Genomic DNA, 26,253 nt, shown 5'->3' on the forward strand with positions numbered 1-26,253 from the left:
CCCTTCCCTCGCCGTGATTGGGGTCAGTACTCCCGGTTCAGCCGGGCCGCATTGGTGTCCTCGACATCGGTGTAGCGCTCGTCGGCCAGCTCCAATGCCTCGGCCGCGGACTGGAGTTGATCACGGTAGTCGTACAGCGCCGTCAGGGCGGCCTCCGGGCCACCGACCGAGCGATCGTTGAACCGCTCGGCGGTGGTGGCGCTGACGGGATCCCCGGCCCACGGGCGGATCCGCAACTCGGTGATCGCGTGCTCGATCTGCACCCCGAGGGAGTCCAAGGACGACTGCAGGGCGCTGACCAGGCCCGGAATCGCGGACGGCTCGACCGTGACGGACGTGGAATCGGGCAGGGCGGGGTCCGACGACCCCGCGTTCCACTGTGAGCTCGACGGCACGTGTTACCCCTCCCGGTTGTCGACGCCGGGTTCACTGTAGACCGTAATCATGACGCTGGGGAGTGTGGCGGACGCGGTGAGTGTCTTTCGTGTCACGGATGAACGGTTCGCGCGGATCCGTCCATTCAAGATCGACCCGCGACCCGGCCGTCCGGAGCTGTGGTTTTTCAGGGGTGGCGAACGCTGAGCGCGGCCACGACGACGGCTCCCACCGGCGAGAGCCCGGCGGTGAGCACCGTGGCCTGGTTCCATCCGGCCACCGGTTCGGCGGTCATGCCCGCTGCGACGCCGACATTGGCGACCACACCGCATGCTCACGCCGGCACCGGAGCCCGAATTCTGATCTTCATGTGGAGCCTTCGGGCGCGGGCTAGTCCCAGTCGCTCGAAGCGGCGGGGGTGGACTCCGGGGACCGTGTCCGGGCGAGACTGGTGACGGCGGCTTCGGCGACGCGCTTCGCCCCAGCGCAGAGCTGGTCCAGCGGCGGGGGTGGGTGAGCGCCGTCGTCCCGGTACAGCACGTCGAGGTGTTGGCCCTCGGCGACGTCGACCGCCACGTTGCAGGCCAGGTCCAGCTCGGGGGTGCGGATCACCAGCGCCGGGAACTCGCTGGTCACCACGGGTGTGGTCCGGACCTGCGCGGTTTCGCTGGTCCACACCTCGATGCCCTCGACGGTCACCAGGGACAACCTGGCTCCCACCTTCACCGTGCTGTTGCGGTAACTGCAGGTGGCGGCGTCGCCGAAGCCGGCCTCGACACCGGGTAGCGGATCGCGGTCGAACCCCAGCTGGGCGCGCTGGTCGGCGGTGAGCAGTGCGCACGGATCGAAGTCGTCCAGGGGGATCTCGGACGGGCGTGGGGGCAGGGGCGGAGCTGTGGACGGTGCGAACGGAACCGGTTCCGGCGGTGGGGGCATCACGGTTTTCGCGGCGTTCTCGGTCCGGAGGTGGCCGCATCCGCTCAGCAGGAGCACTCCGACCGCGAGCATCCCTGACAGCCGGCGCCCCGCGGCCGTCTGCGAGCTGTACATGCGTTCACCGTAGTCGAACCGTCACCCGGTGCGTCACGGATCAGTCGCGTCGGCGTGTGAACCAGAGCGTGCCGCCGAGGAGGAGTATCACGAGCAGCCAGGCCTGCTTGGCCACGACGGCCAGGACCAGCACCATGGTGACCAGGCAGATCCCGAGGACGAGCTGACCCGAGGGCTTCGACCCCGAGGACCTCGGCGCCGGGGCCGCATCCGCCGGGCGTGGTTCGGGCAGATCGTCGAACAACGCTCGGATGTCGGACTCGTACTGGGACACGGCAACCCGCTCACAGCGGTGGTCGAACTCCGCGACATCGAGCCGACCGGCGGACATGTGCTCGCCGAGCAGCGTGATCGCACGCTCCCGTTCCGGGTGGCCGACCCGCAAATCCCGACCTCGCCCCTTGCTCACCCCGTCCATCCTAGTGGCCACCGCGCCGGAATGGCACGGGTCGGCAGCGCCACTTGCTTTTTCGGGCGGGTTGTTCCGTCCCGAAACGCCGGTGCCGAGACAGCCCCCGAAGAGGTAACCACCCATCCTTGTCGGATGGTTACCCGGTTTCGCGCGAAACCGGGTAACCACATCGTCGGAGAGTCGTTCAGTCGGTGATGTCGCAGAGGGTTGTTCCCTGGCTGAGGCTGTCGCCGGGTTGGGCCTTGAGGCCGCTGATGGTGCCGGACTTGTGGGCGTTGACGGGGTTTTCCATCTTCATGGCTTCCAGCACCAGGATCTGGTCCCCGGCTTCGACGTGGTCGCCGTCGGAAGCGGTGATCTTGACGACGGTGCCCTGCATGGGAGCGGTGACGGCGTTGCCGGACGCCGCGGCCCCGCCGCCACCGGTGTTGCGCTTGCGCGGCTTGGCCGCGCCACCACCGCCGCCGGCAGGTGCGGGAGCGGCGAGCTCGGCGGGCAGGCTGACCTCCATGCGCCGGCCACCGACCTCGACGGTGATCTGCTGGCGCGGCTCGGCCTCCTCGGGCGGGGTGGGGCCGGGGTGCGGCTCGATGGTGTTGTCGAACTCGGTCTCGATCCAGCGGGTGTGCACGGTGAACGACTCGGCGCCGGAGTCGGCGGCGAAGGCCGGGTCCTCGACGATGGCCCGGTGGAACGGCAGCACGGTGGCCAGGCCGTCCACCCGCATCTCGGCCAGCACGCGCCGCGACCGCTGCAACGCCTGCCCGCGGCTGTCACCGGTGACGATCACCTTGGCCAGCAGCGAGTCGAACTGACCACCGATGACGGTGCCGGACTCCACTCCGGCGTCGATGCGCACCCCGGGGCCGGCCGGCCAGTTGAGCCGTTCCACGGTGCCCGGGGTGGGCAGGAAACCGCGCCCGGCGTCCTCGCCGTTGATGCGGAACTCGATGGAGTGCCCCCGCGGGGCGGGATCACTCGTGTAGGCCAGCTCGTCGCCCTCGGCGATGCGGAACTGCTGGCGGACCAGGTCGATGCCGGTGGTTTCCTCCGAAACCGGGTGCTCGACCTGCAGTCGGGTGTTGACCTCGAGGAACGAGATCGTGCCGTCGTTGCCGACGAGGAACTCCACCGTTCCGGCCCCGGAGTAGCCGGCCTCGGCGCAGATCGCTCTGGACGCGCTGTGGATCCGTTCACGCTGATCGTCGGACAGGAACGGGGCGGGGGCCTCCTCGACCAGTTTCTGGTGCCGCCGCTGCAGTGAGCAGTCCCGCGTGCCCACCACGGTCACGGTGCCGTGCTGGTCGGCCAGCACCTGGGCCTCCACGTGCCGGGGACGGTCCAGGTAGCGCTCCACGAAGCACTCGCCGCGGCCGAAGGCGCCCTCGGCCTCGCGCACCGCGGAGTCGAACAGCTCGGGGATCTCCTCCATCGTGCGGGCGACCTTCAGCCCGCGGCCACCCCCGCCGAACGCGGCCTTGATCGCCACCGGCAAGCCGTGCTCGGAGGCGAAGGAGACCACCTCGTCGGCGCTGCCCACCGGGTCATGGGTGCCCGGCACCAACGGTGCTCCGGCCCGGGTGGCGATGTGCCGGGCGGTGACCTTGTCACCCAGGTCCCGGATCGCCTGCGGCGCCGGACCGATCCACACCAGCCCCGCGTCCAGCACGGCCTGGGCGAAGTCGGCGTTCTCCGACAGGAACCCGTAACCCGGGTGCACCGCGTCCGCCCCCGCGCGCTTGGCCGTCGCGATCACCTTGTCGATGTCCAGGTACGAGTCGGCCGCGGTGGCACCGCCCAGTGCGAACGCCTCGTCGGCCAGCCGCACGAACGGGGCCTCGGCATCCGGTTCGGCGTACACCGCCACGCTGCCGATTCCCTCGTCGGCACAGGCCCGCATCACCCGCACCGCGATCTCACCACGATTCGCCACCAACACCTTGCGCAGCCGTACGCTCGTGGTGGAGTTCTGCTCGGGCACCCCGTACCTCCTGTAACGACACCGACGACACCTCAGAGTCTAGGCGTTCGTCCTGCTCGATTGGTCAGTAGTCACCCGTGGGCCGTTTCCGGGACCGCTTCGTCGGTGTTGTCGGAGGACTCACCCGGGGCGGGCTCGTCGTCATCGTCCGAGAGCAGTGGCGGAGCGCTCGGGGTGGCCAGCCGCTCGTCGTCGAGGATCCCCTCGCCCCGCGCCACGATGAGCGGAACGGCGATCTGGCCGCCCACGTTGGTCATGGTCCGCATCATGTTCAGGATCGGATCGATGGCGTAGACGATCGCGATGCCGGTGGCGATCACCGAGGGGGGGAAAGCCCAGCGCCCCGACGGTCAGCGTCAGCATGGTGAACCAGCCGGTGACCCCGGCTGTGGCGATCGCGCCGAAAACGGCCACGAAGATGATCGTCAGGTACTGCACGACGCCGAGCTGGATGCCGAACATGTTCGCGATGAAGATCGCCGCCAGTGCCGGGTACACCGACGCGCAGCCGTCCATCTTGGTGGTCGTGCCCAGCGGGACGGCGAAGTTCGCGTAGGCGGGCTTCGCCCCGAGGTTCACGGTCGTCTGGCGGGTCAGGGGCAGGGTCGCGCCCGAGGAGCCGGAGGCGAACGCGAACTGCAGCGCGGTCCAGGACTTGCCGAAGTACTTCGTCGGGCTCACCTTGGCCACGAACCGCAGCAGCAGCGGGTAGACCACGAACAGCACGAGTGCGCACCCGAGGAAGACCGCGGCGGCGAACACGAACAGCGGGCCGAGGAACCGGTTGCCGTAGGAGGCCACGGCGTTGCCGATGAGTCCGAGAATGCCCAGCGGGGCCAGTCGGATGATCCAGCCGAGCACCCGCTGGATGATCTCGAAGGCGGAGCGGTTGAAGTCGACGAACGGCTTGGCCTTGTCACCGAGGCTGTAGGCGGCCGCTCCGACGATCAGCGAGATGAACACCACCTGCAGGGTCTCCCCCTCGGAGAACGCCTTGAACAGGTTCTCCGGGACCAGGCCGGTGATCAGGTCGAGCCAGGAGCCGCTGCTCATGTCGTCGACCGCGGTGACGTTGTCCCGCGTGGGGCTGACGTCGAGGCCCTGGCCCGCTCGCGACACGATGCCGATGAGCAGTCCGATCGACACCGCGATCAGCGAGGTGACGGCGAACCACAGGGCCGTCTTACCGCCGAGCCGTGCCGCCGTTCGTCCCCCGCCGAGGGAGCGCAGGCTGTCGATGCCGACCACGATCGCCGTGAAGATCAGCGGCAGCACCATGAAGGTCAGCAGGTTGGTGAAGGTCGAGCCGACGGTGTCCAGTGTCGTGATCAGCCATCGCGCGTCGGTTCGTCCGGCGATCCAACCCACCAGGGCTCCGACGAAGAGCGAGGCCAGCACGGCCACGGCGAAGATCTTCGGGTTGAAGCGAAAGCGGGATCTGCGTGCGGGTGCCGGTTGAGCTTCGGACACGGGGTTCTCCCGGAAGTCGATGAACTACGGCGCTTCGGTGACGCCGTGGGGCAGGAGTCGTCGTCCGGCGAGAGTCGCCGGTAACTCACCCACGACAGACACAACTGGCCTGCCGTCGCAGATCGACGTGCAGGCGTCGTGTCAGGTACCGATCAGCTCCCATAGCGGTTCCGAGCAACCGCGGCGGAGTTCACTTTCTTCCCGGTGAAACCGAATTGTGTTCTCGTTCACTCGGACGCCGGAGCGGTGGAGGTCGTCCACAGCGACACCGCGCTCACGTTGACCCGGGCCAGCAGCTTGCGGGTCAGGGGCAGGCTGATCCCGATCACGCTGGAGGGATCGCCGTCGACTCCCTCGACGAACCAGCCACCGAGGCCGTCGAGGGTGAACCCCCCGGCCACGGCCAGCGGCTCCCCGCTGGCCAGGTAGGTGTCCAACTCGGCCTCGGTCGGCTCGCCGAAGCGCACGGTGGTCGTCAGGTGGTCACGAGCACGCTCGACGACCACTCCGCCACGCATCCGCAGGACGACGTGGCCGGTGAGCAACTCACCGCTTCCCCCGGCCATCTCCCGCCAGCGGCGCCGGGCCACCTCGGCGGTGGCGGGTTTGCCCACGACCTCCCCGCCGGTCGACAGCATCGAGTCGCAGCCCACGACCACCGCGTCCGGGTGCTCGGTGGCCACGGCAGCGGCGACGGCATCGGCCTTGCTCTCGGCCAGGGTGGTGACCAGCTCCGCGGGAGTGGGGTCGGTCAGCGTCGCCGTCACGGCGTCCTCGTCGACTCCCGAGACCCGAACCACCGGGTCGACACCGGCGGAGCGCAGCACGGACAGGCGGGCGGGCGAGGCTGAAGCCAGGACGAAGCGCATCCGACGACTGTAGCGAGTCGCCGCGGTGCCGAGTCGTGGCGGCATACTGGGTACGTGCGTGTTTTTGTTCGACCGATCAGCGGCAGCGCGGCCGCCGAGCGAGTACTGCGGCGACTCGCCTCCCGGGCGCGTCGCCGTGGTCTGCCGCCACCGGCGGCCCTGACGGGGGACTGGTTCGGTGGTGGCGCCGTGCTCGCCCCGTCCGTGACCGTGCCCCCCGCCGAAGCCGACGCGTTCACCACGCTCGACGATCTCCCGGACGTGGCGGGGCCGCCCGGTGCGGTCGGGGGTGGCTGGATCGGATACCTGGGATACGGGCTGACCGACCCCGGCAGGTTTCCCCGGGAACGGGAGCTGCCGCGCGCGGCGTGGGGATGGGCCGACCACGTGTTGCGGCGCGACGCGGAAGGGCAGTGGTGGTTCGAGGCGCTGGGCGCGGAGGAACCGCCGCACGAGCTGTTCGTGGAGCTCGGCGAGCTGGTGGGGGCAGTCGACGAGGAGCCACCGTCGTGGGAGGTCGGTCCGTTGTCCCGGCCCGACCGCGAAACGCATCACAAGGCGGTGCACGGCTGCGTCGAGGAAATCGCGGCGGGCGAGATATTCCAGGCCAACATCTGCAGCCGGTTCTCGCTACCGTTCGACGGAGCTCCGCTGGACTTGTTCGCGGTGGGCAGCGAACGCCTGCGGCCCGCGCGTGCGGCCTACGTCGCGGGGGACTGGGGTGCGGTGGCGTCGCTGTCCCCGGAGATGTTCCTGTCCCGGAACGGCTCCGTCGTCCGCAGCAGTCCGATCAAGGGCACGACACCCCGCAGAGGAGCCTGCGACGAAGGGAACCGCGAGGTGCTGCGGCAGTCCACCAAGGACGTGGCCGAGAACGTGATGATCGTCGACATGGCCCGCAACGACCTGGGACGGGTGGCTCGGATCGGCCGCGTCACCACGCCACGCCTCCTCGAAGTGCAGCCCCACCCGGGCGTGTGGCACCTGGTTTCCGAGGTCCGTGCCGAGGTCGCGGACTCGGTGCCGACCTCCGGGGTGCTGGAGGCGACCTTTCCGCCCGCCTCGGTCACGGGGGCGCCGAAGGTGCGTGCGCTGGAGGTCATCGCCGACGTGGAGACCGAGCCGCGCGAGGTGTACTGCGGCGCGGTGGGAATGGCCTCACCGGTGGGGGGCACCGAGCTCAACGTGGCCATTCGCACGCTGGAGTACTCCGGCGGCGTCCTGCGCTTCGGAGTCGGCGGCGGCATCACGGCCGACTCCGAAGCCGAGCAGGAGTGGCAGGAGTGCCTGACCAAGGCGGCGCCACTGCTTTCCCTGCTGGAGTCGTCCGGCTGATCAGGACCCCTCGTGGGCTCGGTAATCCGACCGTCTCGATCCGATCACGTCCGGGGCCGCTGCTTTCCGCGCGGCGAAGATGAAGGCATGGACGACGACGTGAGGTCCGGACCCGGTGACGGGGGAGTCGGAGCCACCGGGGCCGACGAGTCACCCCGGTGGGCAGGAGGTTGCCGACGCCGGTCCACCTCCCCGGGGCGCGCGCCGCGATGACCGCGTTCTTCTGGTACCTCGCCGTGCTGGTCCCGATTCCTGTCGGGTGGGTGCTCTACGCCGTCGTCACCGGCGATGGACCACCGTGTTCCGGCGTGTTCGGCTGCACGACCGGGGCCCTGCGCGGTGTGGTGTTCGTCTTGCTCGTCGAGCCGTTCTACCTGTTCATCGCGTCGCCATCCCTGCTGCTGCCCGTCGGGTCACGTTTCTGATCGTCCTCGGTTTCGGCGGGGTGCACGACCCCGTCAAAGTCGGCAGGCTGGCCACGTTGGCGGGCGTGGCGAGCGTCGTCGTCCCGATGGTCGTGCCCTACCGGGTGTACGGCTGGTGGCGCCGACCCGCAGCGGAAACGGTGCGGGTCAGATCGGCAGCGCCGAGGAGCGCCACCCGTTCGGTCCGGGCCGCAGCGGCCGCCTGCCGCCCGGGTAGCGCAGCGAAGCCGCGCGGTCGGCCCACATAGACAGCCCGCTGTCGCGTTCCGGCTCACCCGCGTTCGACGCCGCCACGGCGGCCAGCGCCGTGGTCAGAGCCGCGATCTCGGCGTCGTCCGGGCTGCCGCGGACGACGCGCAGCACGGGACGGGCGGGTTCGTCGGCGTGCTCGTCAGTCAAGGAGATCTCCTTCGGATTCGTTCGCAGAGGAGGATGCGGGCGCCGGGGCCGCCCCGGCGCCCACCACTGACGCTTACAGCGGGATGTTGCCGTGCTTCTTCGCGGGCCGGCTGTCGCGCTTGGTGCGCAACATGCGCAGTGAGCGGGCGAGCTGGCCGCGAGTGTGGGAGGGCGGGATCACCGAGTCGACGTAGCCGCGTTCGGCGGCCACGTAGGGATTGGTCAGGGTGTCCTCGTAATCCTGCTGCAACTGCGCGCGCAGGGCCTCGACGTCCTCGCCGCGTTCGGCGGCCTCGGACAGCTGGCGCCGGTAGAGGATGTTGGTCGCTCCCTGCGCCCCCATCACCGCGATCTGGGCGGTGGGCCAGGCCAGGTTGATGTCGGCGCCCAGGTGCTTGGACCCCATCACGTCGTAGGCACCGCCGTAGGCCTTGCGGGTGATGACGGTGACCAGCGGGACGGTGGCCTCGGCGTAGGCGTACAGCAGCTTGGCCCCGCGCCGGATGATGCCGTTCCACTCCTGGTCGGTACCGGGCAGGAACCCGGGCACGTCGACGAAGGTCAGCACGGGGATGTTGAACGCGTCGCAGGTGCGCACGAAGCGCGCGGCCTTTTCGCTGGCGTCGATGTCCAGGGTGCCGGCCAGCTGGGTGGGCTGGTTGGCCACGACCCCGACGCTGTGGCCCTCGACCCGGCCGTATCCGACCACGATGTTCGGTGCGAACAGGCTGGAGACCTCCAGGAACTCGCCGTCGTCGAGAACCCGGTTGAGCACCTCGTGAATGTCGTAGGGCTGGTTCGGCGAGTCCGGAACCAGGGTGTCCAGCTCGCGGTCGGCGTCGGTGACCGCATCGGCCACGGCCCCGGACTCGATCTCGGCGTCGAAGACCGGCGGCTCGGAGAGGTTGTTGACCGGCAGGAAGGACAGCAACTCCTGGACGTAGGAGATCGCGTCCTGCTCGTCGGTGGCCATGTAGTGCGCGTTTCCCGATTTGGAGTTGTGGGTGCGCGCGCCGCCGAGCTCCTCGAAGCTGACGTCCTCGCCGGTGACGGTTTTGATCACGTCCGGCCCGGTGATGAACATGTGCGAGGTCTCGTCGACCATGACGGTGAAGTCGGTGATAGCCGGGGAGTACACCGCCCCGCCCGCGCACGGACCCATGATCAGCGAGATCTGCGGGATCACGCCGGAGGCGTGGGTGTTGCGCTTGAAGATCTCGGCGTAGAGCCCGAGGGCGGCCACGCCCTCCTGGATGCGCGCTCCGCCGGAGTCGTTGATGCCGATCAGCGGGCAGCCGGTCTTCAGGGCCAGGTCCATCACCTTGACGATCTTCTCGCCGAAGACCTCGCCCAGGCTGCCGCCGAAGACGGTGAAGTCCTGGCTGAACACGCACACCTGCCGCCCGTCGACGGTGCCGTAGCCGGTGACCACCCCGTCGCCGTAGGGGCGGGTCTGCTCCATCCCGAAGTTCGTCGAGCGGTGCCGGGCGTGCTCGTCGAGCTCGACGAACGAACCGGCGTCCAGCAGCACGTCGATGCGTTCCCGGGCCGTCTTCTTGCCCTTGGCGTGCTGTTTGTCCACCGCGCGCTGCGAACCCGCGTGCACGGCCTCGTCGTTCCGCCGGTACAGGTCTGCCAGTTTGCCCGCGGTGGTGTGGATGTCCGGCTCGCCGGCGGGCGGCTCGCCAATCGGCTCAGACGCACTACTCATACCCGGTACCCTAGCCAGCGCCGTCGGCGAGATCGCAGCTGACGGTGGTGAGCTGCCTCACTCCTCCGGGGTGGCCTTCCGCGCCGACGGTCTCCTCCCTCTCGTCACCAGCACCCCAGGTCGTCGCGGGCCGGTCCACGTCGTTTCGTACTCTGACGGGGTGACCACCATTCCGACTCCCCTGGACACCGGCTGGTTGCGTAGCCGGCTGGTCGAGAACGGCCCCTACTCCGCGCTGGACGTGGTGACCGTGACGGGCTCGACCAACACCGACCTGGTCGAGCGCGCCGACACCGCGCGGGACCGCACGGTGCTCATCGCCGAGGAGCAGCAGACCGGCCGGGGCCGGTTGCAGCGGAGCTGGGTGTCCCCGCGCTACTACGGACTGCACGTGAGCGTGCTGCTCAGGCCCTCGGAGATCCCGCGTTCGGAGCTGGGGTGGCTACCGCTGATCGCCGGTGTGGCGTTGGCCGAGACGGTACAGAGCGTCACCGGGCTGCCCGCCGGACTGAAATGGCCGAACGACCTGCTGCTCGGTTCCGGAACCCACTGGTGCAAGGCGGCGGGCATCCTCGCCGAGGGGGCGGACACCTCGGGGGGAATGGCGATCGTGCTGGGGATCGGCGTCAATGTGCACCACGGTCCGCAGGAGCTGCCGCAGCCCAAGGGGGGACTCCCGCCCACGTCGCTGGCCGCGCAGGGGGCCTCGGTGGATCGTGCGGAGTTCGTCTCCGAGCTGCTCACCTCCTTCGCCGGGATCGACGACCTGTGGCGGAGTCACCGGGGTGACGTGGTCGGCAACGACCTGCTCGATCGTTACCAGCGGTTGTGTGCCACTCTCGGCGAGCAGGTGCGGGTGGACTTCGGTGACGACGATCCGCTGGCCGGTACCGCCGCGCGGATCGACGCGGGGGGTCGCCTGGTGGTGCGCGGGGCGGACGGTGCCTCCACCCCGGTGGCGGCGGGAGACGTGAAGCACCTGCGCCCGTCGGAGTGACCACGGCGCCCGACCCGCCGCGGGTGTGGCCGGTACCGTGATCGATGTCCTGCGACGGCGGAGGAGGGTCCGGTGGCTTATCCCGACGAGTTGCTCGGTGAGGACGAGTCCGTGGTGGTGCACCACCACCCGCACTGGAAGATGCTCGTCTTCCCGATCCTGGTGTTTCTCGTCGTGGTCGGCGGCGGCACGTACCTGGCCGCTCTCGCCGAGGCGACGTCCTGGCGGGTGATCGTCTGGAGCGCGCTCGGCGTCGTGGGCGGATTCCTGATCATCTGGTTCACCCTCGCCCCGCTGTTCCGGTGGCGGACGACGCACTACGTCGTGACCACGCAGCGCTTCATGGTGCGCGAGGGCGTGTTCACCCGGAGCGGAGTGGACATTCCGATGGCCCGGATCAACAGCGTCCGCTTCCGGCACGGCATCGTCGACCGGATCCTCGGCAGCGGGACCCTCATCGTGGAGTCCGCCGCCGACGAACCGCTGGAGTTCGACGACATTCCCGGGGTGGAGCAGGTGCACTCGTTGCTGTATCGCGAGATCGACGGCGCCACCGACTGGACGGAATCGCGCCGGGAGGGAGAGCGCTGATGGGGAAGCGGGAACTCGGGCTGCCGAGTCGAGCACCCTCGCCGGAGCCGGGGGAGCTGCCGGAACGAGTGACCATCTGGGAGGTCGGCCCCAGGGACGGACTGCAGAACGAGGACGAGGTCGTCCCCTCGGCCGTCAAGCTCGAGTTCGTGCACCGGCTGGCCGATGCGGGACTGCCGGTGGTGGAGACGACGAGTTTCGTGCACCCGAAGTGGGTGCCGCAGCTGGCCGACGCCACCGAGGTGCTCGACGGGCTGGACCGACGCGCGGGAACGCGCTATCCCGTCCTGGTGCCCAACGCACGCGGGTTGGACCGGGCCGTGGACTCCGGCGTGACCGACATCGCGATCTTCGCGTCCGCCACCGAGTCGTTCGCCCGTCGCAACCTCAACCGCGGACTGGACGAGCAGTTCGAGATGTTCGAGCCCGTCGTCGGACGGGCGGTGTCGGAGGGCATGGGCGTGCGCGGCTACGTCTCGATGGTCTTCGGCGATCCGTGGGAAGGTCCGGTCGCGATCGATCAGGTCGTGTCGGTGGGGCGGCGACTGCTGGACATGGGGTGTAGCCGGTTGTCCCTCGGGGACACCATCGGAGTCGCCACGCCGGGCCTGGTGGAGGCGGTGCTGCGGGCTTTCGTCGCCGCGGGTGTTTCCGTGGATCGCCTGGCGGTGCACTTCCACGACACCTACGGTCAGGCGCTGAGCAACACCTGCGCCGCGCTCCGGCTCGGTGTCACCACCGTGGACGCATCGGCGGGCGGACTGGGCGGTTGCCCGTACGCCGGCTCGGCCACGGGAAACCTCGCGACCGAGGACCTGGTGTGGATGCTGGAGGGGATGGGCATCGAGCACGGAGTGGACCTGGAGGCTCTGGTCGAGACCAGCGCCTGGATGGCGCGGCAGCTCGGACGGCCCAGTCCCTCGGGAGTCGTCAGGGCGCTTGCCCGGTGAGTCCGGAGGCAGCGCACCCGCCGCACGTCGCGGCGGCACTGCACACCGTCGAATCCCACCCGGTACTGGTGTGGCGCTGTGATCGTCCCTGGCTGGCGGTGTCCTCGGCCGTGCACGGCGGAGGCATCGGGCCGCGGAACTGGGTCCTCAACGCCACGGTGAAATCCGGGTACGACCGGGACGATCCGGCGGCGCACGTGGCGGAGATGGGCGCGGAACTCGACCTGACCGGGCCGGGAGTCGGGCTGCTCACGGCGGTCGACGTCCGGCACGAGACCACCACCGTCGACAGCGGGGTGCGCTCCACCGTCACCACCGGGGTCGGCTACCCGATCTGGGCCAGTGACGAGGCCGTCGCCGTCGCCGGCCAGGAGCCGGGAACGATCAACGCCGTGTGCTGGTCCCCGGTGCGGCTGAGTGAGGGAGCGCTGGTCAACGCGGTCGCCACGGTGGCGGAGGCCAAGGCACAGGCGCTGGTCCGGGCCGGTGTCGAGGGCACGGGTACCTGCACCGACGCGACCGTGGTGCTGTGTCCGCTCGACGGTGACGCCGAACCCTACGGAGGCCCCCGTTCGCGGGTCGGCTCCGCACTGGCCCGCACGGTTCACGCCGGAGTCACCGCGGGGCTGCGGGTGGACGACCCGCGTCACCAGTCCGCCGCCTAGCGCTACGTGCGGGTACCGAACAACCCGAGGAAGGTGAACCGCATCACGCGATCCGCGCCGCGATCGGCCGTCCCGGTGATGTCGACCAGTCCCAGGTTCGGTTTGCTGCGTGAGCGCCGCTGACTGTTGACCTCCAACCCGAAGTGCAGCACGTCCTCGGGGAACACCGGAGCCGCCCAGGAGAGTTCGTTGCCGCCGGGTGAGCCCTGTGCCGTCGAATCCGCCAGCACGTGGTCGCAGTAGGCGCGCATCCACAGTGAGCTCGTGTACCAGCCGGAAGCGCACAGTCCACCCAGCACCGACTCGCGGCCGGCCTGCTCGTCGAGATGGAAGGGTTGGGGATCGAACCGCCGCGCGAACTCGATCATCTCGTCTCGTTCGATCTCGACCTTGCCCAGGTCCAGCACCAGTCCGGGGGTGAGATCCTCGTACGCGATCGTGGCCATGTCCGCGATTTTCGCAGCCCGTGGTGCCCGCTTCGGTGAGACAGTATTCACAGTGCCGGTTCGAAAGGAGCCTGCGGGAGGAACGGAGGGATTGCCGCCCGCGTCGAATCCGGCCGAGGGCTTGCGGCCGTACGGAGGGAATGCCATGTCCACCGATCATCGGGCTCGGACCGAGGAATTGCTGGCCGACTACCGGAGCAGTCGGGAACGGCTCGCGACGGTGCACCAGGAACTCGACGGGATCAGCGAGAGCGCCCGGAGCGGGGACCGCGCGGTGGTCGTCACGGTCGGTTCCCAGGGCAGGCTGTGCGAGCTGACCATCGCCGAGGACGCTTACCAGCGCTACCGCCCCGCGGAGCTGGCGGCGACCATCGTCGAACTCGCCACGCAGGCGGCCACCGGTGTGACCGAACGTGCCGGGGACGTGCTCTCCCCCTTCCTGCCCACCGGTACCGATCCCCGGGCGGTTCTCGAGGGTCGTGCGGATCTCGACGCGGAATGCCCGCGAGACCGGGCCGTTGCCGCTCGAGACGACAATGGAGTCGGAGCCACGGAGCTCGAGGACGAGGAGCCCCTGGCCGAAGGCGGTTGGTTGCAGGACGGTACGGCGAAACGGAGCCACCCATGACCGGCTTCCGCGGTGATGTCGATCGGCTGTCCCGGCAGGCGGAGGAGTTCACCGAACTCGCCCGCCGCGCTCGGCGCATCGCCGAGCACGCGCGTGCGGATTCGAGCGGAAGCTGTTGGGGCACCGACGAGATCGGAGAGCGCTTCGCCGCCGCCCATCAGCCACGTGCCGAGCGGGCGCTGGAGCGGCTCGACGCGTTGCCCGGCAGGTTGGCCGGGATGGGGGAGAAGTTCGCCGAAGCCGCGCGAACCTACCGAGGGGTGGACGAGGCCAACGCCGAGCACATCGGGAGGAGCGATCGGTGATGGGAATCGAACTTCCCGCGGAACTCCGGGATCTCGCGGTGCGCGTGGGCGTGCACTGGCCGGAGGCGGACGAGGACGCGATGCGCCGGTCGGCCGGAATGTGGCGCGAGACCGCGAAGTCCGTCGACGCGCTCGCCCGGGACGCCGATGCCACCGCGAGCGCCGCGCTCGGTGCCTTCGAGGGCACGGCGGCCGAAGCCGCGCGTGAGCACTGGAACGGGTTCGTGGGGCCCGAGTCCGGGGACCTGCCGGTCTCGGTCGAGGAGTGCACCGCCTCCGCCGACCGACTCGACCACGCCGCCGACCAGATCGGGGCGGCGAAGGTGCGGATCGTGCGGGAACTGGTGGCACTGGCCAAGAACACCGACGCCGCCGAACAGGCGGCCGCCGCCGGGCATCCCCGTGCGCTGGCCGGGGTGGAGACCCTGCTGCGAAGCACGTCGGCGAGTCTGGCCGGGGTACACGCGACCCTGGCCGAGGCCGTCGACATCGACAGCGGGGTACGGATGGAGCCGGAAGGCTCCCTTCCGCTGCGCCCCGGTGACACCGGGACCGCGGAGACGGTTTCCCCCGCGACGCCCGCCGAATCCGTGCCCTCGGTCGAACAGACGGTTACGTCCGGTGCCGAGAGCTCCGACGGCCTCACCGGCCCGGAAGGGGCACCGGCTGCCGGACCTCCCGTCGATGCGCTTCCCGGCGATGGTGCGGAGCACACCGGTCCGGTGTCGGCGGAGACCGTCGCGGGAGCCGCGAATCGCTCCTCTGGCTTCTCCGAGTCCGGAACCGGACCGATACCGGTGGCCGGTCATGCCCAGCACACCTCCGGCGCGCGGGACTCGGCGTCGACCACCGCTCCGCACGCCGTGCACCAGGCGTGGGCCGCGCCCGGTGCCTCGGCGGGAAACGTTCCGCAGGCCGCTCCCGGGACCACTGGCGGGCCGTCACCGGCCCAACCCGGCTACGGGCGGGGTTGGCAGTATCCGTCCGACGGCGGCACCGTCGCCCCGCGCCCGGCTCGTCCGCCCGGCCCTCCTCCTGCCACGGGCGCACGCCCGCCCGGGGCAGCACCGGGTCCTCCGGCCGCGCCGGGCCCTCGTCCGGCTCCACCGCGCGGTGCGTTCCGGCCGGGGACTCCGTTGACGCCCGGGCCGCCCCCGCAACAACAACCATCACCTCCGCAGCACGTCGAAGCCCCCCAGCGCCCGCTGCGTCAGAGCGAGCGCGACAGCACGGTCGTGGCTTTCGTGCTGCACCAGTTCCCCATCGGTCACATGCCGGTGGCCGCGAGTCGCCCGAGCCGGCAGTGGTCGGTGTCGGCTTCCGCGGACGACCTCGAGGCGGGACTGCGCTTCCCACCTGAGGACCACCCGCGATCGGACCTGATCGAGGGCTTCGACGCGCTGACGCGGGTGCGCTCCGGTGAGGTGCGCCGGAGCGCCGCGGAGGCGGGGCGGGAAGCTCCCGTCGCGGGGCGGGCTCCCGAAGAGCTCTTCGCCGGGTACGACCCGCTCGGCGCGGATCACGCCCTCAGCGAAGTCGAGTGGGAACACCGCTACGTCCGTCGACCGGCCTCGGAGGAGCGGGGTGGCGAGTACGTCTGGCCCGCCTTCTCGGGGTTCCCCGAAGGTGGTGTCGAGCGGGGGGAGCCGATCGTGCTGGCCGAGGACACGGTCGTCGATCACTTCGGTGACGCGTGGGGACGGGTCCTTTCCGCATCGGCCACCGCCTTCGCCGCCCGATGCCTGCCACCTGAGTACGCGGAGCGGAACTACCGCCGGTACCGGGTGATGCGGCCGTTGCCGGTCTGGCAGGCCATCACCGCGAGCTGGTTCGCCCAACCCGGCGGAGGTGCCCGCTATCGGAGTACGCACCCGGTGGTCGAGCTGGTCGCCCTGGGATATCTGGTGGAATTGGCGGGCGAGGACATCGCGCGGCGGGAACGGGACTCGGAAACGCGGACTCTGCGGATCGGGACGACTCCCACGGCGCTCCCGGACTCGGGGAACGCTCCGAGCGACGTGGCCGCCGCGGAGTCGAGGCAGGAGGCGCAGTGAATACCGAGTCCGTACTCGGCTGGATCGAAGCGATGGGAGTACCCGGCGGGGTGGTCTCGGTGGGTACCGAGGCCGACGACGCCTGGTGTCTGCTGCGTGACGATCAGCAGGGTGAGCCCGTGTGGGAGGTGTTCTGGCGCGAGCAGGGGAACCGCTACGACTGGGCGCGGTTTTCCAGCGAACAGGTCGCCTGCTTCTACCTGTTCGGTCGACTTACCTGGACACAGGCGCTGCGCGGTGTGGTCGGCCCGCTGGACACCGGCAGTACCCCGCCGCGCGGAACGCCTGCCCAGGGCTGAGGTGCTTACGGTTCGAGCAGCCGTAGCGCGGTGGTGTGCAGGTGGCCGTTCGAGGACAGGGCGTTGCCGCCGTCGTAGCGAGCGTTGCCGTCCAGATCGGTGAAGGTGCCTCCGGCCTCCTCCACGATCACCTGCACGGCGGCGACGTCCCACGAGTTGACGACGGGTTCGGCGGCCAGGTCGATCACGCCCTCCGCGACCAGGCAGTGGTGCCAGAAGTCCCCGAAACTCCGGTTCTCCCAGCACGCGTCGAGCAGCCGCAGGTACGCCTCTCGTGAGTGGTGCAGGTTCCACTCCACGAGGTTCGTGGTCGACACGTAGGCATCGGATATCTCGTGCACGGCCGAGACCCCGATCCTGCCCTGCTCGGTGTCGTCGCCGCTCCAGGCACCCGCGCCGCTGGCCGCCCACCAACGTCGGTTCAGCGCGGGAGCGCTGATCACGCCGACCACGGGACGGCCGTCCTCGACCAGGGCGATCAGCGTCGCCCACGCGGGTACGCCGCGCAGGAAGTTCTTGGTGCCGTCGATCGGGTCGACCACCCAGCAACGCCCCCGACCGACGGAACCTCCCCGCTCCTCACCCGCGACCACGTCGTTCGGGCAGGTCTCGGCGAGCACGGAACGTATCGCGTCCTCCACGGCGACGTCGGCGTCGGTTACCGGCGTGCGATCGGGCTTGCTGCTGACGTCCAGGTCCCGCGCGCGGAACCGGGCGGTGGTGATCGCGTCGGCACGGTCGGCCAGGAGAAGGGCGAGTTCGAGATCATTGGTGTTCGTCACGTCCCGAACTCTAGAGCGGATCGTGATCGGCGTCGGTGCCCGCCGGGAGCGCGCCTCGGAGCGAGTCATCGGGGACGCGGGTGACGTACGTGGCCGGTCGGTTCACCGGCCGATCCGGTAGGAGCGGAAACACCGGACGTTTTGACCTCTAGGCTGGGGGACGTGAGTGTGGTGCTGCTGGCCGAGGACGACCCAGCCATCGCTGTGCCGTTGTCGAGAGCTCTGCAGCGGGAGGGCTATGCGGTCCAGGTCCTGGAGGAAGGTCCTTCGACGTTGCGGGAAGCCTCCTCGGGGGGCGTCGACCTGCTCGTGCTGGATCTCGGGTTGCCCGGCATGGACGGGTTGGAAGTCTGTCGTCGCCTGCGCAACCAGGGACGCGGTGTTCCGGTGTTGATGCTCACCGCCCGTACCGACGAGGTCGACTTCGTGGTCGGACTCGACGCGGGTGCCGACGACTACGTCGCCAAGCCGTTCCGGCTGGCCGAGCTGATGGCCCGTATCCGCGCCCTGTTGCGGCGTGGCTCCCCGGAGACCCTGGAGGCGTGCGGGGTACGGCTGGAACTCACCGCCCGGCGCGTCCTGGTGGACGAGCACGAGGTGCAGCTGGCCAACAAGGAGTTCGAACTGTTGCGGGTGCTGATGCAGCACGCCGGTCAGGTCGTCACTCGGGAGGAGATCCTCGAAGAGATCTGGCCCGAACCGGCTCGCAAGGGCAGCAAGACACTGGACATGCACATCTCCTGGCTACGTCGAAAACTCGGTGACGCCAACGGCCGTGCCGACGAACAGCGCATCGCCACGGTGCGCGGTGTCGGTTTCCGTTTCAACATCGACTGACCCGTGCCGGTTCCGCTGCCGCCCGCACACCACCCGAGAGAACTCCTTCATGCGTAGACGTGTTCTTCAGTCGACCTTGCTCGCGGTGGCCGTGACGGTGTTCGTGCTGGGGCTTCCCCTCGGTTTCACCGCGCTGAAAGTGGTCGAGGACATCACGCGCGGCGACCTGTCCACGCGTGCTCAGCAGATCGCCACCCGCTTGGACGAGCAGATCGCTTCGGGACACCCCCTCGATCTGTCCGAGGTGCGCCTCGTGGTTCCCGACAACGCTCGACTGAAGGTCCGGCTGCGGGAGCACACCTATGTCTCCGGCACGGATCCCGGCCCGTCACCGCTGGTGGAGCGCGTGCCCATGGTGCGGGGCGGGAACGTGACCCTGGCCGTCCCGAGCGGCCCGGTGCGCACCCAGCAGTTGCAGGCCACGGGTGGGGTTCTGCTGTTGGTGGTGGTCTCGGCGGGGACGGGCATGTTCGTGGCGCTGCTGACCGCTCGCCGGTTGGCCAGACCGCTGTGGCACGTGGCGGATCGGGCGAGCAGGCTCGGTGCGGGCGACTTCCGGCCGGACCCCACGCGGCACGACGTCCCCGAGCTCGACAGCGTCGCCGACGCGCTGGACGCTTCCGGCGCCGCCCTGTCCCATCTTCTCCAGCGCGAGCGGGAACTCATCGGTGACGTCTCCCACCAGTTGCGGAGTCGGTTGACGGCGCTTCAGTTGCGGTTGGAGACGCTGGCGGAGACCGAGAGCGGCGACGACGCCGAAGAGGCCTCCGCGGCCCTGGACCAGGCCGAACAGCTTTCCAGGGTGCTCGACGACCTGCTCGCCTCGGCGACCGCGGCCAGGGCCAAGGACGCCGAGCCCCTGGACGTTTCCGCGGAACTGGGACGAGTGGCCGCCGAGTGGCGGGAACCGCTGCGTTCCGAGGGACGTACGCTGCGACTGCGCATCGAGGACGGCCTGTTGGCCAGGGCCACGCCCGCGCGGCTGCGTGAAGCGATCGGGGTACTGCTGGACAACGCGCTGCGGCACGGCGAGGGCGGGGTCACGCTCGCCGCCAGGCAGGGCAGCGGCACCATCGTCGTCGAGGTAACCGACAGCGGCGGGGGCGTTCCCGAGGAGCTCGTTCCCCACGTCTTCGAACGGGGTTTCTCGGCGGGGGGATCCACCGGAGTGGGGCTGGCGCTGGCCCGAGCTCTCGTCGAGGCCGACGGAGGGCGCCTGGAACTGAGCTCGGCCCGTCCCGCGATGTTCGAGATCTTCCTGCCCGTCGCACGTGCCGACGACGTGCTCAGCCCACCGTGGAAGATCGACTCCACTCCGCGGTGATCGCCCTCGTCCGGACGCGGGCTTCAGCGGGACACCACTCGTTTCGGTCGGGTGGTCGCCTGCTTGCCCTTGTTCCGGACGTGCTTGTCCCCGTCGGGGAACACCCAGCGGCGAAACGCCCACCAGCGGAAGGCCATGCCGAGCAGCAGTCCGATGACCTGACCGGAGGTGAAGTCGGCGATTTCCTCCACCAACCGGCTGGTGTGGGGCATCTGCAGGTGCAGCGCGTACCGCGAGAACCACAGCGGTGCCGCGTAGAGGGCCACGGCGATGCCGCTGACCAGGAAGTACAGGGCCGCTTCGTGGTGGCGTTCCCGGCCGCCACGAGCGCGAAACGACCACTCCCGGTTGAGGACGTAGGACACGATGGTGGCCACGAGCACCGCGATGACCTTCGCGGTGACCGGTTTGGGAGCCAGGACCGTCCACTTCAGCAGGTAGAAGACTGTGGTGTCGATGAGGAACGTCGTGGCGCCGACCAGTCCGAACTTCAGCAGTTCGCGGTGCTTGATCGCGACCTTGCGGTAGCTCCGGGGCAGGTGCGTGAGCACCGAGTCGACGACGAACACGGGTCGAGTCTACGGAGTGTTTCCGGATCGGTGACCTGCGGTCATCGCCGCCGAGTGGATGTGCGTGCATACTTTTAAGAGGCACGGCCGCGGTGATGTGATGCACGGTTGGGAAGAAAGCACTCGTCCGTGTGACGATTGTTACGTTCCGAAGGCGACATGCTCGGGTGCCGGGACCGACACCCGGGTCTCGTGGGCCTTGCCCAGCATCCGTCGCTCGCCGGCTACCGACTAGGCTGTGTATCCCGTGGACCATCGCACCAGAACTCCCGTTGTCGGCATGATCGGTGGTGGCCAGCTGGCCAGGATGACCCACCAGGCGGCGATCCCGCTCGGGCAGTCGCTCAAGGTGCTGGCCGCTTCGCCGGACGATCCCGCCGCGCTCGTGGCACCGACCGTCGAGGTCGGCCACCACACCGACCTGTCGGCCCTGACAACGTTCGCGCAGGGGTGTGACGCGGTCACCTTCGACCACGAGCACGTGCCCGCTGAGCACCTGCGTGCGCTCGCGGCGGCCGGAGTGGCGGTGCACCCGGGTCCGGACGCGTTGCTGCACGCCCAGGACAAGCTCGTGATGCGGCGCAAGCTGGCCGAGCTCGGTGCGCCCGTTCCGCCCTTCGCCGAGGTCAACGAGGTTTCCGACGCCCTCGAATTCGGTGCCCGGTACGGCTGGCCCTGCGTGCTCAAGACCGCGCGAGGTGGTTACGACGGCAAGGGCGTGTGGGTGCTGAACACGCCCGAGGGTGCTCGTCGGACCGTGACCGAGCTGCTGGAGGCGGGTGCCGTGCTGATGGTCGAGCAGCGGGTGGCGCTACGCCGCGAGTTGGCCGCGCTGGTCGCGCGATCGCCGTTCGGGCAGGGCGGCGCGTGGCCGTTGGTGGAGACTGTGCAGTCCGAGGGCATCTGCGTACAGGTGCTCGCGCCCGCGCCGGAGGCTTCCGACGCGCTGACGCAGCAGGCGCAGGACCTGGCGTTGAAGATCGCCGAGGAGCTCGGCGTCGTGGGTGTGCTCGCGGTCGAGCTGTTCGAGACCGAGCAGGGGCTGGTGGTCAACGAGCTGGCCATGCGCCCGCACAACTCCGGCCACTGGACGATCGAGGGCTCCCGGACCTCCCAGTTCGAGCAGCACCTGCACGCCGTCCTGGACTACCCGCTGGGCAGCACGACCATGACGGCTCCGGCGGTGGTGATGGCCAACGTGCTCGGCGCGCCGACCGAACCGAGGATGAGCGTCGACGAGCGGATGCACCACCTGTTCGCGCGCTTCCCGCACGCCAAGCCCCACCTGTACGGCAAGGCCGAGCGGCCGGGCCGAAAGATCGGCCACGTGACGCTGCTCGGTGACCACATGGCCGAGGTCCGGCACGAGGCGCAGCTGGCTGCGTACTGGTTGGCGCACGGCGAATGGTCCGACGGCTACTCGGTTCACTGAGGCCGGTTCACCGAACCCGGTTTCACCGAGGGCATGAGAGATCGGCGTTCGCCCGCTTAGCATCCGGTGAACGCCGACCTCGGAGGTGTCCGGTGTCCGTCAGCTCTCGTGTGCGGCTCGCAGTGCGGCCAGTGCTTCGGTACTCCGGCTGATGAGATTGACCAGCCCGGCCTCGGTGGCGACGAGTTCGGCACCGGAACCCCGCCCGCCGACCTCGAACTCCACCTCGTCCTGACAGACGTTGTAGTGGATGTGGTCCGCGTCGATCGCGATCCACGTCCCCATGCTCACCCTGTCCATCCCGACTCCTTCGCTGTGATGTCACTTACAAAGCTAGTATGTAGTGAACTACAAAGTAGAGAAATAGTCCAGGTGTGCTCTTCCGCGTGACAGGGGGTCGTTGATGGGATGCTTCACTTCGGACTGAGGCGTCTTGGCTCGGAAGGTTGATCGGTGGTCACATCAAACTCACCCACGGTGCTCAAGCGCTGGATAGCTTTCGAGCTGCGCAAGCTGCGAGAGGCCAACGGCCTGACTCGTCAGCAAGCTGCTGCGCGGCTGGGTAAGGCGCCCAGTCAGATCGGGCACATCGAGACGATGCGCAACCTCCCCTCGGCGGCGGACCTGGAAGTCCTGCTCACGTGGTACGGGCATCCTGGGCGCGTCGAGTTCTTCCGTGAGCTGCTCAAGCAGGCGAAGAAGGGGCGTGACTGGTGGAGCGACTTCCTGGACACGGCGCCGGAGTGGTTCTCGTTGTTCCTGGGTCTGGAGTCTTCTGCTGTCCAGATCGACAGCTACGACGCCAACGTCATCCCCGGTATCTTGCAAACACCCGACTATGCCGAAGCGATCGTCCGGGGTGGTGAACCCACGTTGGACGACGCCTCGGTGAAGCGGCGAGTCGAGTTGCGACTGGCACGTCAGGAGATCCTTGATCGGCGCCAGGAGTCACCACAGGTGTGGTCGGTACTGGATGAGGCAGCGCTCAGACGCTGTGTTGGTACCGGGCAGACGATGCGCACCCAGCTGAAGAGGTTGCTTGAGCTGGCTGCTCGTCCCGGTGTTGACATTCAGGTACTGCCGAAGGAGTCAGGTCCTCATCCCGGGATGGACGGCACTTTCACGATCCTGTCTTTTCCCGCGGAGCTGGTTGCCGATCCTGGTGTGGTCTATCTCCAAACTCTCATCGCGGGTGTTTACTACGAGGAACCTTCCGAGATCATGAAGTACCGGGACTCGCTGGCGCGCCTGCGCGTTCAGGCTCTCAGTCCCGAACAGTCACGTGAGATGATCTTCGAGGTTTCCGAGGAGCTATGACGATGGACCAGCGAAGCGTTTGCGACGTACTCCACAGCGAAGGTGCTTGGCGGAAGTCGACGCGGTCACAGGGACAAAACACCTGCGTCGAGGTGGGGTCGGCACCTGGCCTGACGGGGGTGCGGGACAGCAAGCTGGGCGAGGAGAGTCCGGTGCTGGCGTTTACATCCCACCAGTGGCGGGCGTTCGTGGTGTCGCTGTCCGATCGCTGAGTGCGCGGTGGGTCGCGACGAGTGCGCCGGCGAAGACGATCAGGTAGGCGTTGTCGTACAGGATCTCCAGCCCGTGCCACGGGGGCAGGGCGCTGATCCCGAGCACGGGGAAGTGCATGTCCAGCCCGAGCACGATGTGCACGGGCCAGGCGAAGGTCAGGACGGCCAGGCACGCCAGTAGTGCCCCGGACGCGTGGGCGATGGCCAGGATCGCCAACGGTGCGATCCAGACCCAGTGGTGACTCCAGGAGAAGGGGGAGACCGCTGTCGAGGTCAGCCCGCACAGCGTCAGGCCGAGCAGCACTCGACCATCGGCATGGGCTCTGCTGGCCGTGGTGAGCGCGATGATCGTGACGCCGATCGCGAGTACGAGCCAGCCGATGCGCTGGACGTCCCCGGTACCGATGAGTCGGGCCACCGTGCCGTTGATCGACAGATTGCTCGGACTGGCGGTGGCTTCGAAGCGGGTGTTGTCCAGAAAGGTGCCCGCCCAGTAGCGCGCGGAGTCCCCGGGAGCGCTCAGGAAGCCGAGTCCGATGGTGACCGCGCTCGTGACCATAGCCGTTCCCGCCGCCCGGAAGCGCCGTGTGCACAGCAGGTAGACGATGAACAGCCCGGGGGTGAGCTTGAGTCCGGTCGCTATGCCGACGCCGAGACCGCTCCACCGCCGGTCGGCGGTGAGGTCGACCAGCACGAGGGCCAGCAGTACCAGGTTGAGCTGACCGAGCCACATGGTCCAGGCGATCGGTTCCAGCAGGAACACGATCGCGGTGAGAGCGGTTGACGACCGGCGCAGTTGCCGGGTGTCCGGATGTCCCATGCACCGGAGGCATTTCCGGACCACGGCGGTCAGCAATCCGATGTGGACGGGGATCACCAGCGCCCGACACAGCCACGCCGGTACGAATGCCATCGGCGCGAACACCACGGCCGCGAACGGTGGGTAGGTGAAAGGAAAGCTCCCGGTGCCGACCGGGAGATTGGCTGCGTAGAGCGGTTCGCCGTGCAGCAGCGCGGCACCACCGGCTCGGTACACGGTGACGTCGAGGAAGTCGCCGAAGACCAGCCTTCCCGTGAACGCCCACTGCAGCAGCGACGGCGCGAGAAACACCGCTACCGACACCACCAGAACGGATGTCATGTGTCGTGACAACCACCGCAACCACCGAGGAGGGCCGGTTTTCTCCTCGTCCGACACCGAAACGTGCACTGCCGTCCTTCACCGCGTGCGCCGACCCAGGTCAATGCCGCTTGTGGCGATGCGCTGCGCCAACGGCCGGGTGCAGCGCGTCGCCGTGCGAGTTGTTCAGATTACGGCACGGTGCTCCGTTGCCGTCCGCCTGTCCGGCACCGGGAGAAGTGGGCTGGTGCGTGAACAACGCGCTCTGGTGCCGGTGCCTCGTTATCGGGTGCGTTGATCCGGCAACTGTCGGTGCTCGGTGATCTCCTCTCGGTCGTGAGGTCGAGAGGAGACGGTGGTGCCCGGATCGGCGTTGGAGCAGCTGGTCACCCGGCTGCGCGGTGTACTGGAGTCGTTGGATGCGGTTACCACCACGGTGGGGCTCGCACGGGATCGGTCCGGTGCGGCGCGGGACGTCGTCGTCCAGGCGACCTACGGCACCGAGGACGCCGAATTGGTCGAAGGCATCGAGGGCATGGCTCGTACCGTGCTCGACCTGGAGCGGGAAATCGAGCGCCCGGGTGTGGCCCGGGACGTGATCGAGCGTTACCTGGCCTCACTGGGGTTTGACGGTCGGTCGGCGAGCGAGTCCGCTTCCGACGTCGATCGGAGTGAGGTGCGTCCGGAGTTCGGCAGCCCAGGAGTGGCTCACCGACGTCGGCGGGCGGATCTCCCCGGAGGCGGGTGTCCACGTCACCACCGGCATCGGCTTCGACGTCCACGGCAGCGAAGTCGGCTCCGCACGCAGTGGACGAGACCGACTCGCAGCAGCTGTGAGCCAGCATTTGCGCGATACTCCACGGTTTCCCAGCGCTGGTAGCCCGAGTGGCAGCTTCGCCAGCTCGGACCACGCCGAGACGAAGTACGCGATGTGGATGCGGGAGAACCAGGTCGAGCACCTCACAGTAGTGATCAACAAGGACGTTGTCTGTGAGCCACCCCCGGGGTGTCAGCGGGCGGTTCGGGCGATCTTGTCGCGTGGTTCGTCGATGACGGTGCTGTCCAGTGTTTGCGGGCTACGCTGGGAGCTGAGGGGAGTGGCCCCATCATGATCTTGAATGCCGTCGTCCACGGAAAGTATCGGTACGGTGAGACGTCGGATCGTGTCGAGTCTCTGATCCACGCAGTGATGCACGATCTTGCTCCGGGGGATCTTGGCGGGATATGAAGCCGGGCGAGGATGCTTGTCTCATGCTCGCGGAAGGCAAGCATGACGAAGAGGCTTTCGACTGGTTCCCGCACCACTACCTTCAGGTCGTGGCCAATCAGTGCACTGGTTCGGTGCCGTGAGTTGGTTCGTCACTGACGAGTGGCCGTCTCAAGGTGCTGATCCGGTTGCTGACCGCGCGTGGGTATCGCTGGACGCGAGTTCCCCCCCCCCCGAGGACCCGGAGTGATCGGTGATCCGGGGTACCCGCGTTGGTACCACCCGCGCCACGCGATTCCACTGGAGCAGGTGGAAGCGGCGGTGCGGGAGTTCTGTCGACGAGGGACCGGTGATCGTCCGGAGTGCTTGTTCCGGGCGGAAGTGAGTGATGACAGCTTGCTTACTTCCCCGCAGTACCGCGCGATGTTCCGGCACGCGGCCTGAGCGGTCCGGAGGCCCCGTCCTCTAGGCTGATCGGACGAGTTCGACGC

General features: G+C 68.9%; 31 protein-coding genes and 1 pseudogene. 17 read left to right on the forward strand and 15 right to left on the reverse strand.

Features of this window, described 5'->3' with window-relative positions:
• Positions 1 to 23 precede the first annotated feature (23 nt).
• From FHX42_RS20625 to FHX42_RS20655, 8 genes and pseudogenes are all read right to left on the reverse strand, one after another.
• A complete protein-coding gene (locus FHX42_RS20625) occupies positions 24 to 395 on the reverse strand; it encodes a hypothetical protein (RefSeq protein WP_182546063.1) in 372 nt (123 codons plus the stop codon).
• 167 nt (positions 396 to 562) lie between these two features.
• On the reverse strand, positions 563 to 700 hold the full coding sequence (locus FHX42_RS20630) for a hypothetical protein (protein ID WP_182546064.1): 138 nt from the start codon (positions 698 to 700) through the stop codon (positions 563 to 565).
• Positions 701 to 765: 65 nt separating this feature from the next.
• Positions 766 to 1,425 (reverse strand): DUF3558 domain-containing protein, encoded by a 660-nt coding sequence (locus FHX42_RS20635; RefSeq protein WP_182546065.1) that lies wholly within the window; start codon positions 1,423 to 1,425, stop codon positions 766 to 768.
• Positions 1,426 to 1,465: 40 nt separating this feature from the next.
• Positions 1,466 to 1,834: a DUF1707 SHOCT-like domain-containing protein gene (locus FHX42_RS20640; RefSeq protein WP_328796518.1), complete on the reverse strand. Its 369-nt coding sequence runs from the start codon at positions 1,832 to 1,834 to the stop codon at positions 1,466 to 1,468.
• Between the two features lie 187 nt (positions 1,835 to 2,021).
• Entirely contained in the window at positions 2,022 to 3,818 is a 1,797-nt protein-coding gene (locus FHX42_RS20645; RefSeq protein ID WP_182546066.1) for an acetyl/propionyl/methylcrotonyl-CoA carboxylase subunit alpha, read from the reverse strand.
• A 71-nt stretch (positions 3,819 to 3,889) separates the two neighbouring features.
• A pseudogene (locus FHX42_RS20650) lies at positions 3,890 to 5,231 on the reverse strand (dicarboxylate/amino acid:cation symporter).
• Positions 5,232 to 5,373: 142 nt separating this feature from the next.
• Positions 5,374 to 5,451, reverse strand: a complete 78-nt coding sequence (locus FHX42_RS27905) for a putative leader peptide (RefSeq protein WP_407926284.1) — start codon at positions 5,449 to 5,451, stop codon at positions 5,374 to 5,376.
• A gap of 64 nt (positions 5,452 to 5,515) precedes the next feature.
• Positions 5,516 to 6,157, reverse strand: a complete 642-nt coding sequence (locus tag FHX42_RS20655; protein WP_182546067.1) for a Maf family protein — start codon at positions 6,155 to 6,157, stop codon at positions 5,516 to 5,518.
• Between the two features lie 54 nt (positions 6,158 to 6,211).
• On the opposite strand from FHX42_RS20655, the gene FHX42_RS20660 reads away from it, so the two are divergent.
• Positions 6,212 to 7,492 (forward strand): aminodeoxychorismate synthase component I, encoded by a 1,281-nt coding sequence (locus tag FHX42_RS20660; protein WP_182546068.1) that lies wholly within the window; start codon positions 6,212 to 6,214, stop codon positions 7,490 to 7,492.
• A gap of 170 nt (positions 7,493 to 7,662) precedes the next feature.
• Positions 7,663 to 7,917, forward strand: a complete 255-nt coding sequence (locus tag FHX42_RS20665) for a hypothetical protein (protein WP_220480609.1) — start codon at positions 7,663 to 7,665, stop codon at positions 7,915 to 7,917.
• A gap of 147 nt (positions 7,918 to 8,064) precedes the next feature.
• Here the strand turns inward: FHX42_RS20665 and FHX42_RS20670 are convergent, their stop codons facing one another.
• Positions 8,065 to 8,316, reverse strand: coding sequence for an acyl-CoA carboxylase subunit epsilon (locus FHX42_RS20670; protein ID WP_182546070.1), 252 nt, complete (start codon positions 8,314 to 8,316; stop codon positions 8,065 to 8,067).
• A gap of 73 nt (positions 8,317 to 8,389) precedes the next feature.
• The gene (locus FHX42_RS20675; protein ID WP_182546071.1) at positions 8,390 to 10,027 is read right to left on the reverse strand and encodes an acyl-CoA carboxylase subunit beta; all 1,638 of its coding nucleotides are present in this window, start codon (positions 10,025 to 10,027) and stop codon (positions 8,390 to 8,392) included.
• 160 nt (positions 10,028 to 10,187) lie between these two features.
• On the opposite strand from FHX42_RS20675, the gene FHX42_RS20680 reads away from it, so the two are divergent.
• From FHX42_RS20680 to FHX42_RS20695, 4 genes are all read left to right on the forward strand, one after another.
• Positions 10,188 to 11,024, forward strand: coding sequence for a biotin--[acetyl-CoA-carboxylase] ligase (locus FHX42_RS20680; protein ID WP_328796520.1), 837 nt, complete (start codon positions 10,188 to 10,190; stop codon positions 11,022 to 11,024).
• Positions 11,025 to 11,096: 72 nt separating this feature from the next.
• Positions 11,097 to 11,615, forward strand: coding sequence for a PH domain-containing protein (locus FHX42_RS20685; protein WP_182546073.1), 519 nt, complete (start codon positions 11,097 to 11,099; stop codon positions 11,613 to 11,615).
• The gene (locus tag FHX42_RS20690) at positions 11,615 to 12,565 is read left to right on the forward strand and encodes a hydroxymethylglutaryl-CoA lyase (RefSeq protein ID WP_182546074.1); all 951 of its coding nucleotides are present in this window, start codon (positions 11,615 to 11,617) and stop codon (positions 12,563 to 12,565) included. The genes FHX42_RS20685 and FHX42_RS20690 overlap by 1 nt, the downstream gene beginning before the upstream one ends.
• Positions 12,562 to 13,230 (forward strand): adenosylcobinamide amidohydrolase, encoded by a 669-nt coding sequence (locus FHX42_RS20695; protein ID WP_182546075.1) that lies wholly within the window; start codon positions 12,562 to 12,564, stop codon positions 13,228 to 13,230. Before FHX42_RS20690 ends, FHX42_RS20695 begins: the two co-directional genes overlap by 4 nt.
• 2 nt (positions 13,231 to 13,232) lie before the next feature.
• On the opposite strand, the gene FHX42_RS20700 is transcribed toward FHX42_RS20695, so the two are convergent.
• On the reverse strand, positions 13,233 to 13,676 hold the full coding sequence (locus FHX42_RS20700; RefSeq protein ID WP_182546076.1) for a MaoC/PaaZ C-terminal domain-containing protein: 444 nt from the start codon (positions 13,674 to 13,676) through the stop codon (positions 13,233 to 13,235).
• A 145-nt stretch (positions 13,677 to 13,821) separates the two neighbouring features.
• On the opposite strand from FHX42_RS20700, the gene FHX42_RS20705 reads away from it, so the two are divergent.
• From FHX42_RS20705 to FHX42_RS20720, 4 genes are read left to right on the forward strand one after another with little or no spacing between them, the layout of a single operon-like run.
• Complete coding sequence (locus FHX42_RS20705) at positions 13,822 to 14,304, forward strand: YbaB/EbfC family nucleoid-associated protein (protein WP_182546077.1); 483 nt, start codon at positions 13,822 to 13,824, stop codon at positions 14,302 to 14,304.
• Positions 14,301 to 14,609 (forward strand): hypothetical protein, encoded by a 309-nt coding sequence (locus FHX42_RS20710; RefSeq protein WP_182546078.1) that lies wholly within the window; start codon positions 14,301 to 14,303, stop codon positions 14,607 to 14,609. Before FHX42_RS20705 ends, FHX42_RS20710 begins: the two co-directional genes overlap by 4 nt.
• Entirely contained in the window at positions 14,609 to 16,663 is a 2,055-nt protein-coding gene (locus tag FHX42_RS20715; protein ID WP_182546079.1) for a glycohydrolase toxin TNT-related protein, read from the forward strand. The genes FHX42_RS20710 and FHX42_RS20715 overlap by 1 nt, the downstream gene beginning before the upstream one ends.
• Positions 16,660 to 16,962: a hypothetical protein gene (locus FHX42_RS20720; RefSeq protein ID WP_182546080.1), complete on the forward strand. Its 303-nt coding sequence runs from the start codon at positions 16,660 to 16,662 to the stop codon at positions 16,960 to 16,962. The genes FHX42_RS20715 and FHX42_RS20720 overlap by 4 nt, the downstream gene beginning before the upstream one ends.
• Before the next feature lie 5 nt (positions 16,963 to 16,967).
• Here FHX42_RS20720 and hisN read toward each other — a convergent pair whose 3' ends face one another.
• Positions 16,968 to 17,744, reverse strand: coding sequence for a histidinol-phosphatase (gene hisN / locus FHX42_RS20725; protein ID WP_328796524.1), 777 nt, complete (start codon positions 17,742 to 17,744; stop codon positions 16,968 to 16,970).
• A 162-nt stretch (positions 17,745 to 17,906) separates the two neighbouring features.
• Between hisN and FHX42_RS20730 the strand changes: the two genes are divergently transcribed.
• On the forward strand, positions 17,907 to 18,581 hold the full coding sequence (locus tag FHX42_RS20730) for a response regulator transcription factor (RefSeq protein WP_182546082.1): 675 nt from the start codon (positions 17,907 to 17,909) through the stop codon (positions 18,579 to 18,581).
• A gap of 49 nt (positions 18,582 to 18,630) precedes the next feature.
• The gene (locus FHX42_RS20735; protein WP_182546083.1) at positions 18,631 to 19,905 is read left to right on the forward strand and encodes an ATP-binding protein; all 1,275 of its coding nucleotides are present in this window, start codon (positions 18,631 to 18,633) and stop codon (positions 19,903 to 19,905) included.
• Positions 19,906 to 19,928: 23 nt separating this feature from the next.
• Here the strand turns inward: FHX42_RS20735 and FHX42_RS20740 are convergent, their stop codons facing one another.
• Positions 19,929 to 20,474, reverse strand: a complete 546-nt coding sequence (locus FHX42_RS20740; protein WP_182546084.1) for a GtrA family protein — start codon at positions 20,472 to 20,474, stop codon at positions 19,929 to 19,931.
• A 247-nt stretch (positions 20,475 to 20,721) separates the two neighbouring features.
• Here FHX42_RS20740 and FHX42_RS20745 point away from each other — a divergent pair, with 247 nt between their 5' ends.
• Entirely contained in the window at positions 20,722 to 21,906 is a 1,185-nt protein-coding gene (locus tag FHX42_RS20745; RefSeq protein WP_182546085.1) for a 5-(carboxyamino)imidazole ribonucleotide synthase, read from the forward strand.
• A gap of 99 nt (positions 21,907 to 22,005) precedes the next feature.
• On the opposite strand, the gene FHX42_RS20750 is transcribed toward FHX42_RS20745, so the two are convergent.
• On the reverse strand, positions 22,006 to 22,206 hold the full coding sequence (locus tag FHX42_RS20750; protein ID WP_235987593.1) for a hypothetical protein: 201 nt from the start codon (positions 22,204 to 22,206) through the stop codon (positions 22,006 to 22,008).
• Positions 22,207 to 22,359: 153 nt separating this feature from the next.
• On the opposite strand from FHX42_RS20750, the gene FHX42_RS20755 reads away from it, so the two are divergent.
• Positions 22,360 to 23,223 carry a helix-turn-helix domain-containing protein gene (locus FHX42_RS20755; RefSeq protein ID WP_182546086.1) on the forward strand — a complete coding sequence of 288 codons (864 nt, stop codon included), beginning with the start codon at positions 22,360 to 22,362 and terminating at the stop codon, positions 23,221 to 23,223.
• Positions 23,224 to 23,225: 2 nt separating this feature from the next.
• Entirely contained in the window at positions 23,226 to 23,435 is a 210-nt protein-coding gene (locus FHX42_RS20760; RefSeq protein WP_220480610.1) for a DUF397 domain-containing protein, read from the forward strand.
• On the opposite strand, the gene FHX42_RS20765 is transcribed toward FHX42_RS20760, so the two are convergent.
• The gene (locus FHX42_RS20765) at positions 23,386 to 24,576 is read right to left on the reverse strand and encodes a glycosyltransferase 87 family protein (protein WP_182546088.1); all 1,191 of its coding nucleotides are present in this window, start codon (positions 24,574 to 24,576) and stop codon (positions 23,386 to 23,388) included. The genes FHX42_RS20760 and FHX42_RS20765 overlap by 50 nt on opposite strands.
• Positions 24,577 to 25,226: 650 nt before the next feature.
• On the opposite strand from FHX42_RS20765, the gene FHX42_RS27910 reads away from it, so the two are divergent.
• The gene (locus FHX42_RS27910) at positions 25,227 to 25,667 is read left to right on the forward strand and encodes a DddA-like double-stranded DNA deaminase toxin (protein WP_182546089.1); all 441 of its coding nucleotides are present in this window, start codon (positions 25,227 to 25,229) and stop codon (positions 25,665 to 25,667) included.
• 341 nt (positions 25,668 to 26,008) lie between these two features.
• Complete coding sequence (locus FHX42_RS27915; protein WP_182546090.1) at positions 26,009 to 26,206, forward strand: Imm1 family immunity protein; 198 nt, start codon at positions 26,009 to 26,011, stop codon at positions 26,204 to 26,206.
• The last annotated feature ends 47 nt before the right edge of the window (positions 26,207 to 26,253 follow it).

The sequence above is a fragment of the Halosaccharopolyspora lacisalsi genome (genome assembly GCF_014137975.1).
Lineage (GTDB): Bacteria > Actinomycetota > Actinomycetes > Mycobacteriales > Pseudonocardiaceae > Halosaccharopolyspora > Halosaccharopolyspora lacisalsi.

Coding starts and splice junctions, on each gene's coding strand:
- FHX42_RS20635 (WP_182546065.1), bottom strand. CDS start 1,425: ATGTACAGCTCGCAGACGGCCGCGGGGCGCCGGCTGTCAGGGATGCTC.
- FHX42_RS27905 (WP_407926284.1), bottom strand. CDS start 5,451: ATGGGAGCTGATCGGTACCTGACACGACGCCTGCACGTCGATCTGCGA.
- FHX42_RS20655 (WP_182546067.1), bottom strand. CDS start 6,157: ATGCGCTTCGTCCTGGCTTCAGCCTCGCCCGCCCGCCTGTCCGTGCTG.
- FHX42_RS20675 (WP_182546071.1), bottom strand. CDS start 10,027: ATGAGTAGTGCGTCTGAGCCGATTGGCGAGCCGCCCGCCGGCGAGCCG.
- FHX42_RS20690 (WP_182546074.1), top strand. CDS start 11,615: ATGGGGAAGCGGGAACTCGGGCTGCCGAGTCGAGCACCCTCGCCGGAG.
- FHX42_RS20700 (WP_182546076.1), bottom strand. CDS start 13,676: ATGGCCACGATCGCGTACGAGGATCTCACCCCCGGACTGGTGCTGGAC.
- FHX42_RS20705 (WP_182546077.1), top strand. CDS start 13,822: ATGTCCACCGATCATCGGGCTCGGACCGAGGAATTGCTGGCCGACTAC.
- FHX42_RS20710 (WP_182546078.1), top strand. CDS start 14,301: ATGACCGGCTTCCGCGGTGATGTCGATCGGCTGTCCCGGCAGGCGGAG.
- FHX42_RS20715 (WP_182546079.1), top strand. CDS start 14,609: ATGGGAATCGAACTTCCCGCGGAACTCCGGGATCTCGCGGTGCGCGTG.
- FHX42_RS20735 (WP_182546083.1), top strand. CDS start 18,631: ATGCGTAGACGTGTTCTTCAGTCGACCTTGCTCGCGGTGGCCGTGACG.
- FHX42_RS20750 (WP_235987593.1), bottom strand. CDS start 22,206: ATGGACAGGGTGAGCATGGGGACGTGGATCGCGATCGACGCGGACCAC.
- FHX42_RS20760 (WP_220480610.1), top strand. CDS start 23,226: ATGGACCAGCGAAGCGTTTGCGACGTACTCCACAGCGAAGGTGCTTGG.
- FHX42_RS20765 (WP_182546088.1), bottom strand. CDS start 24,576: ATGACATCCGTTCTGGTGGTGTCGGTAGCGGTGTTTCTCGCGCCGTCG.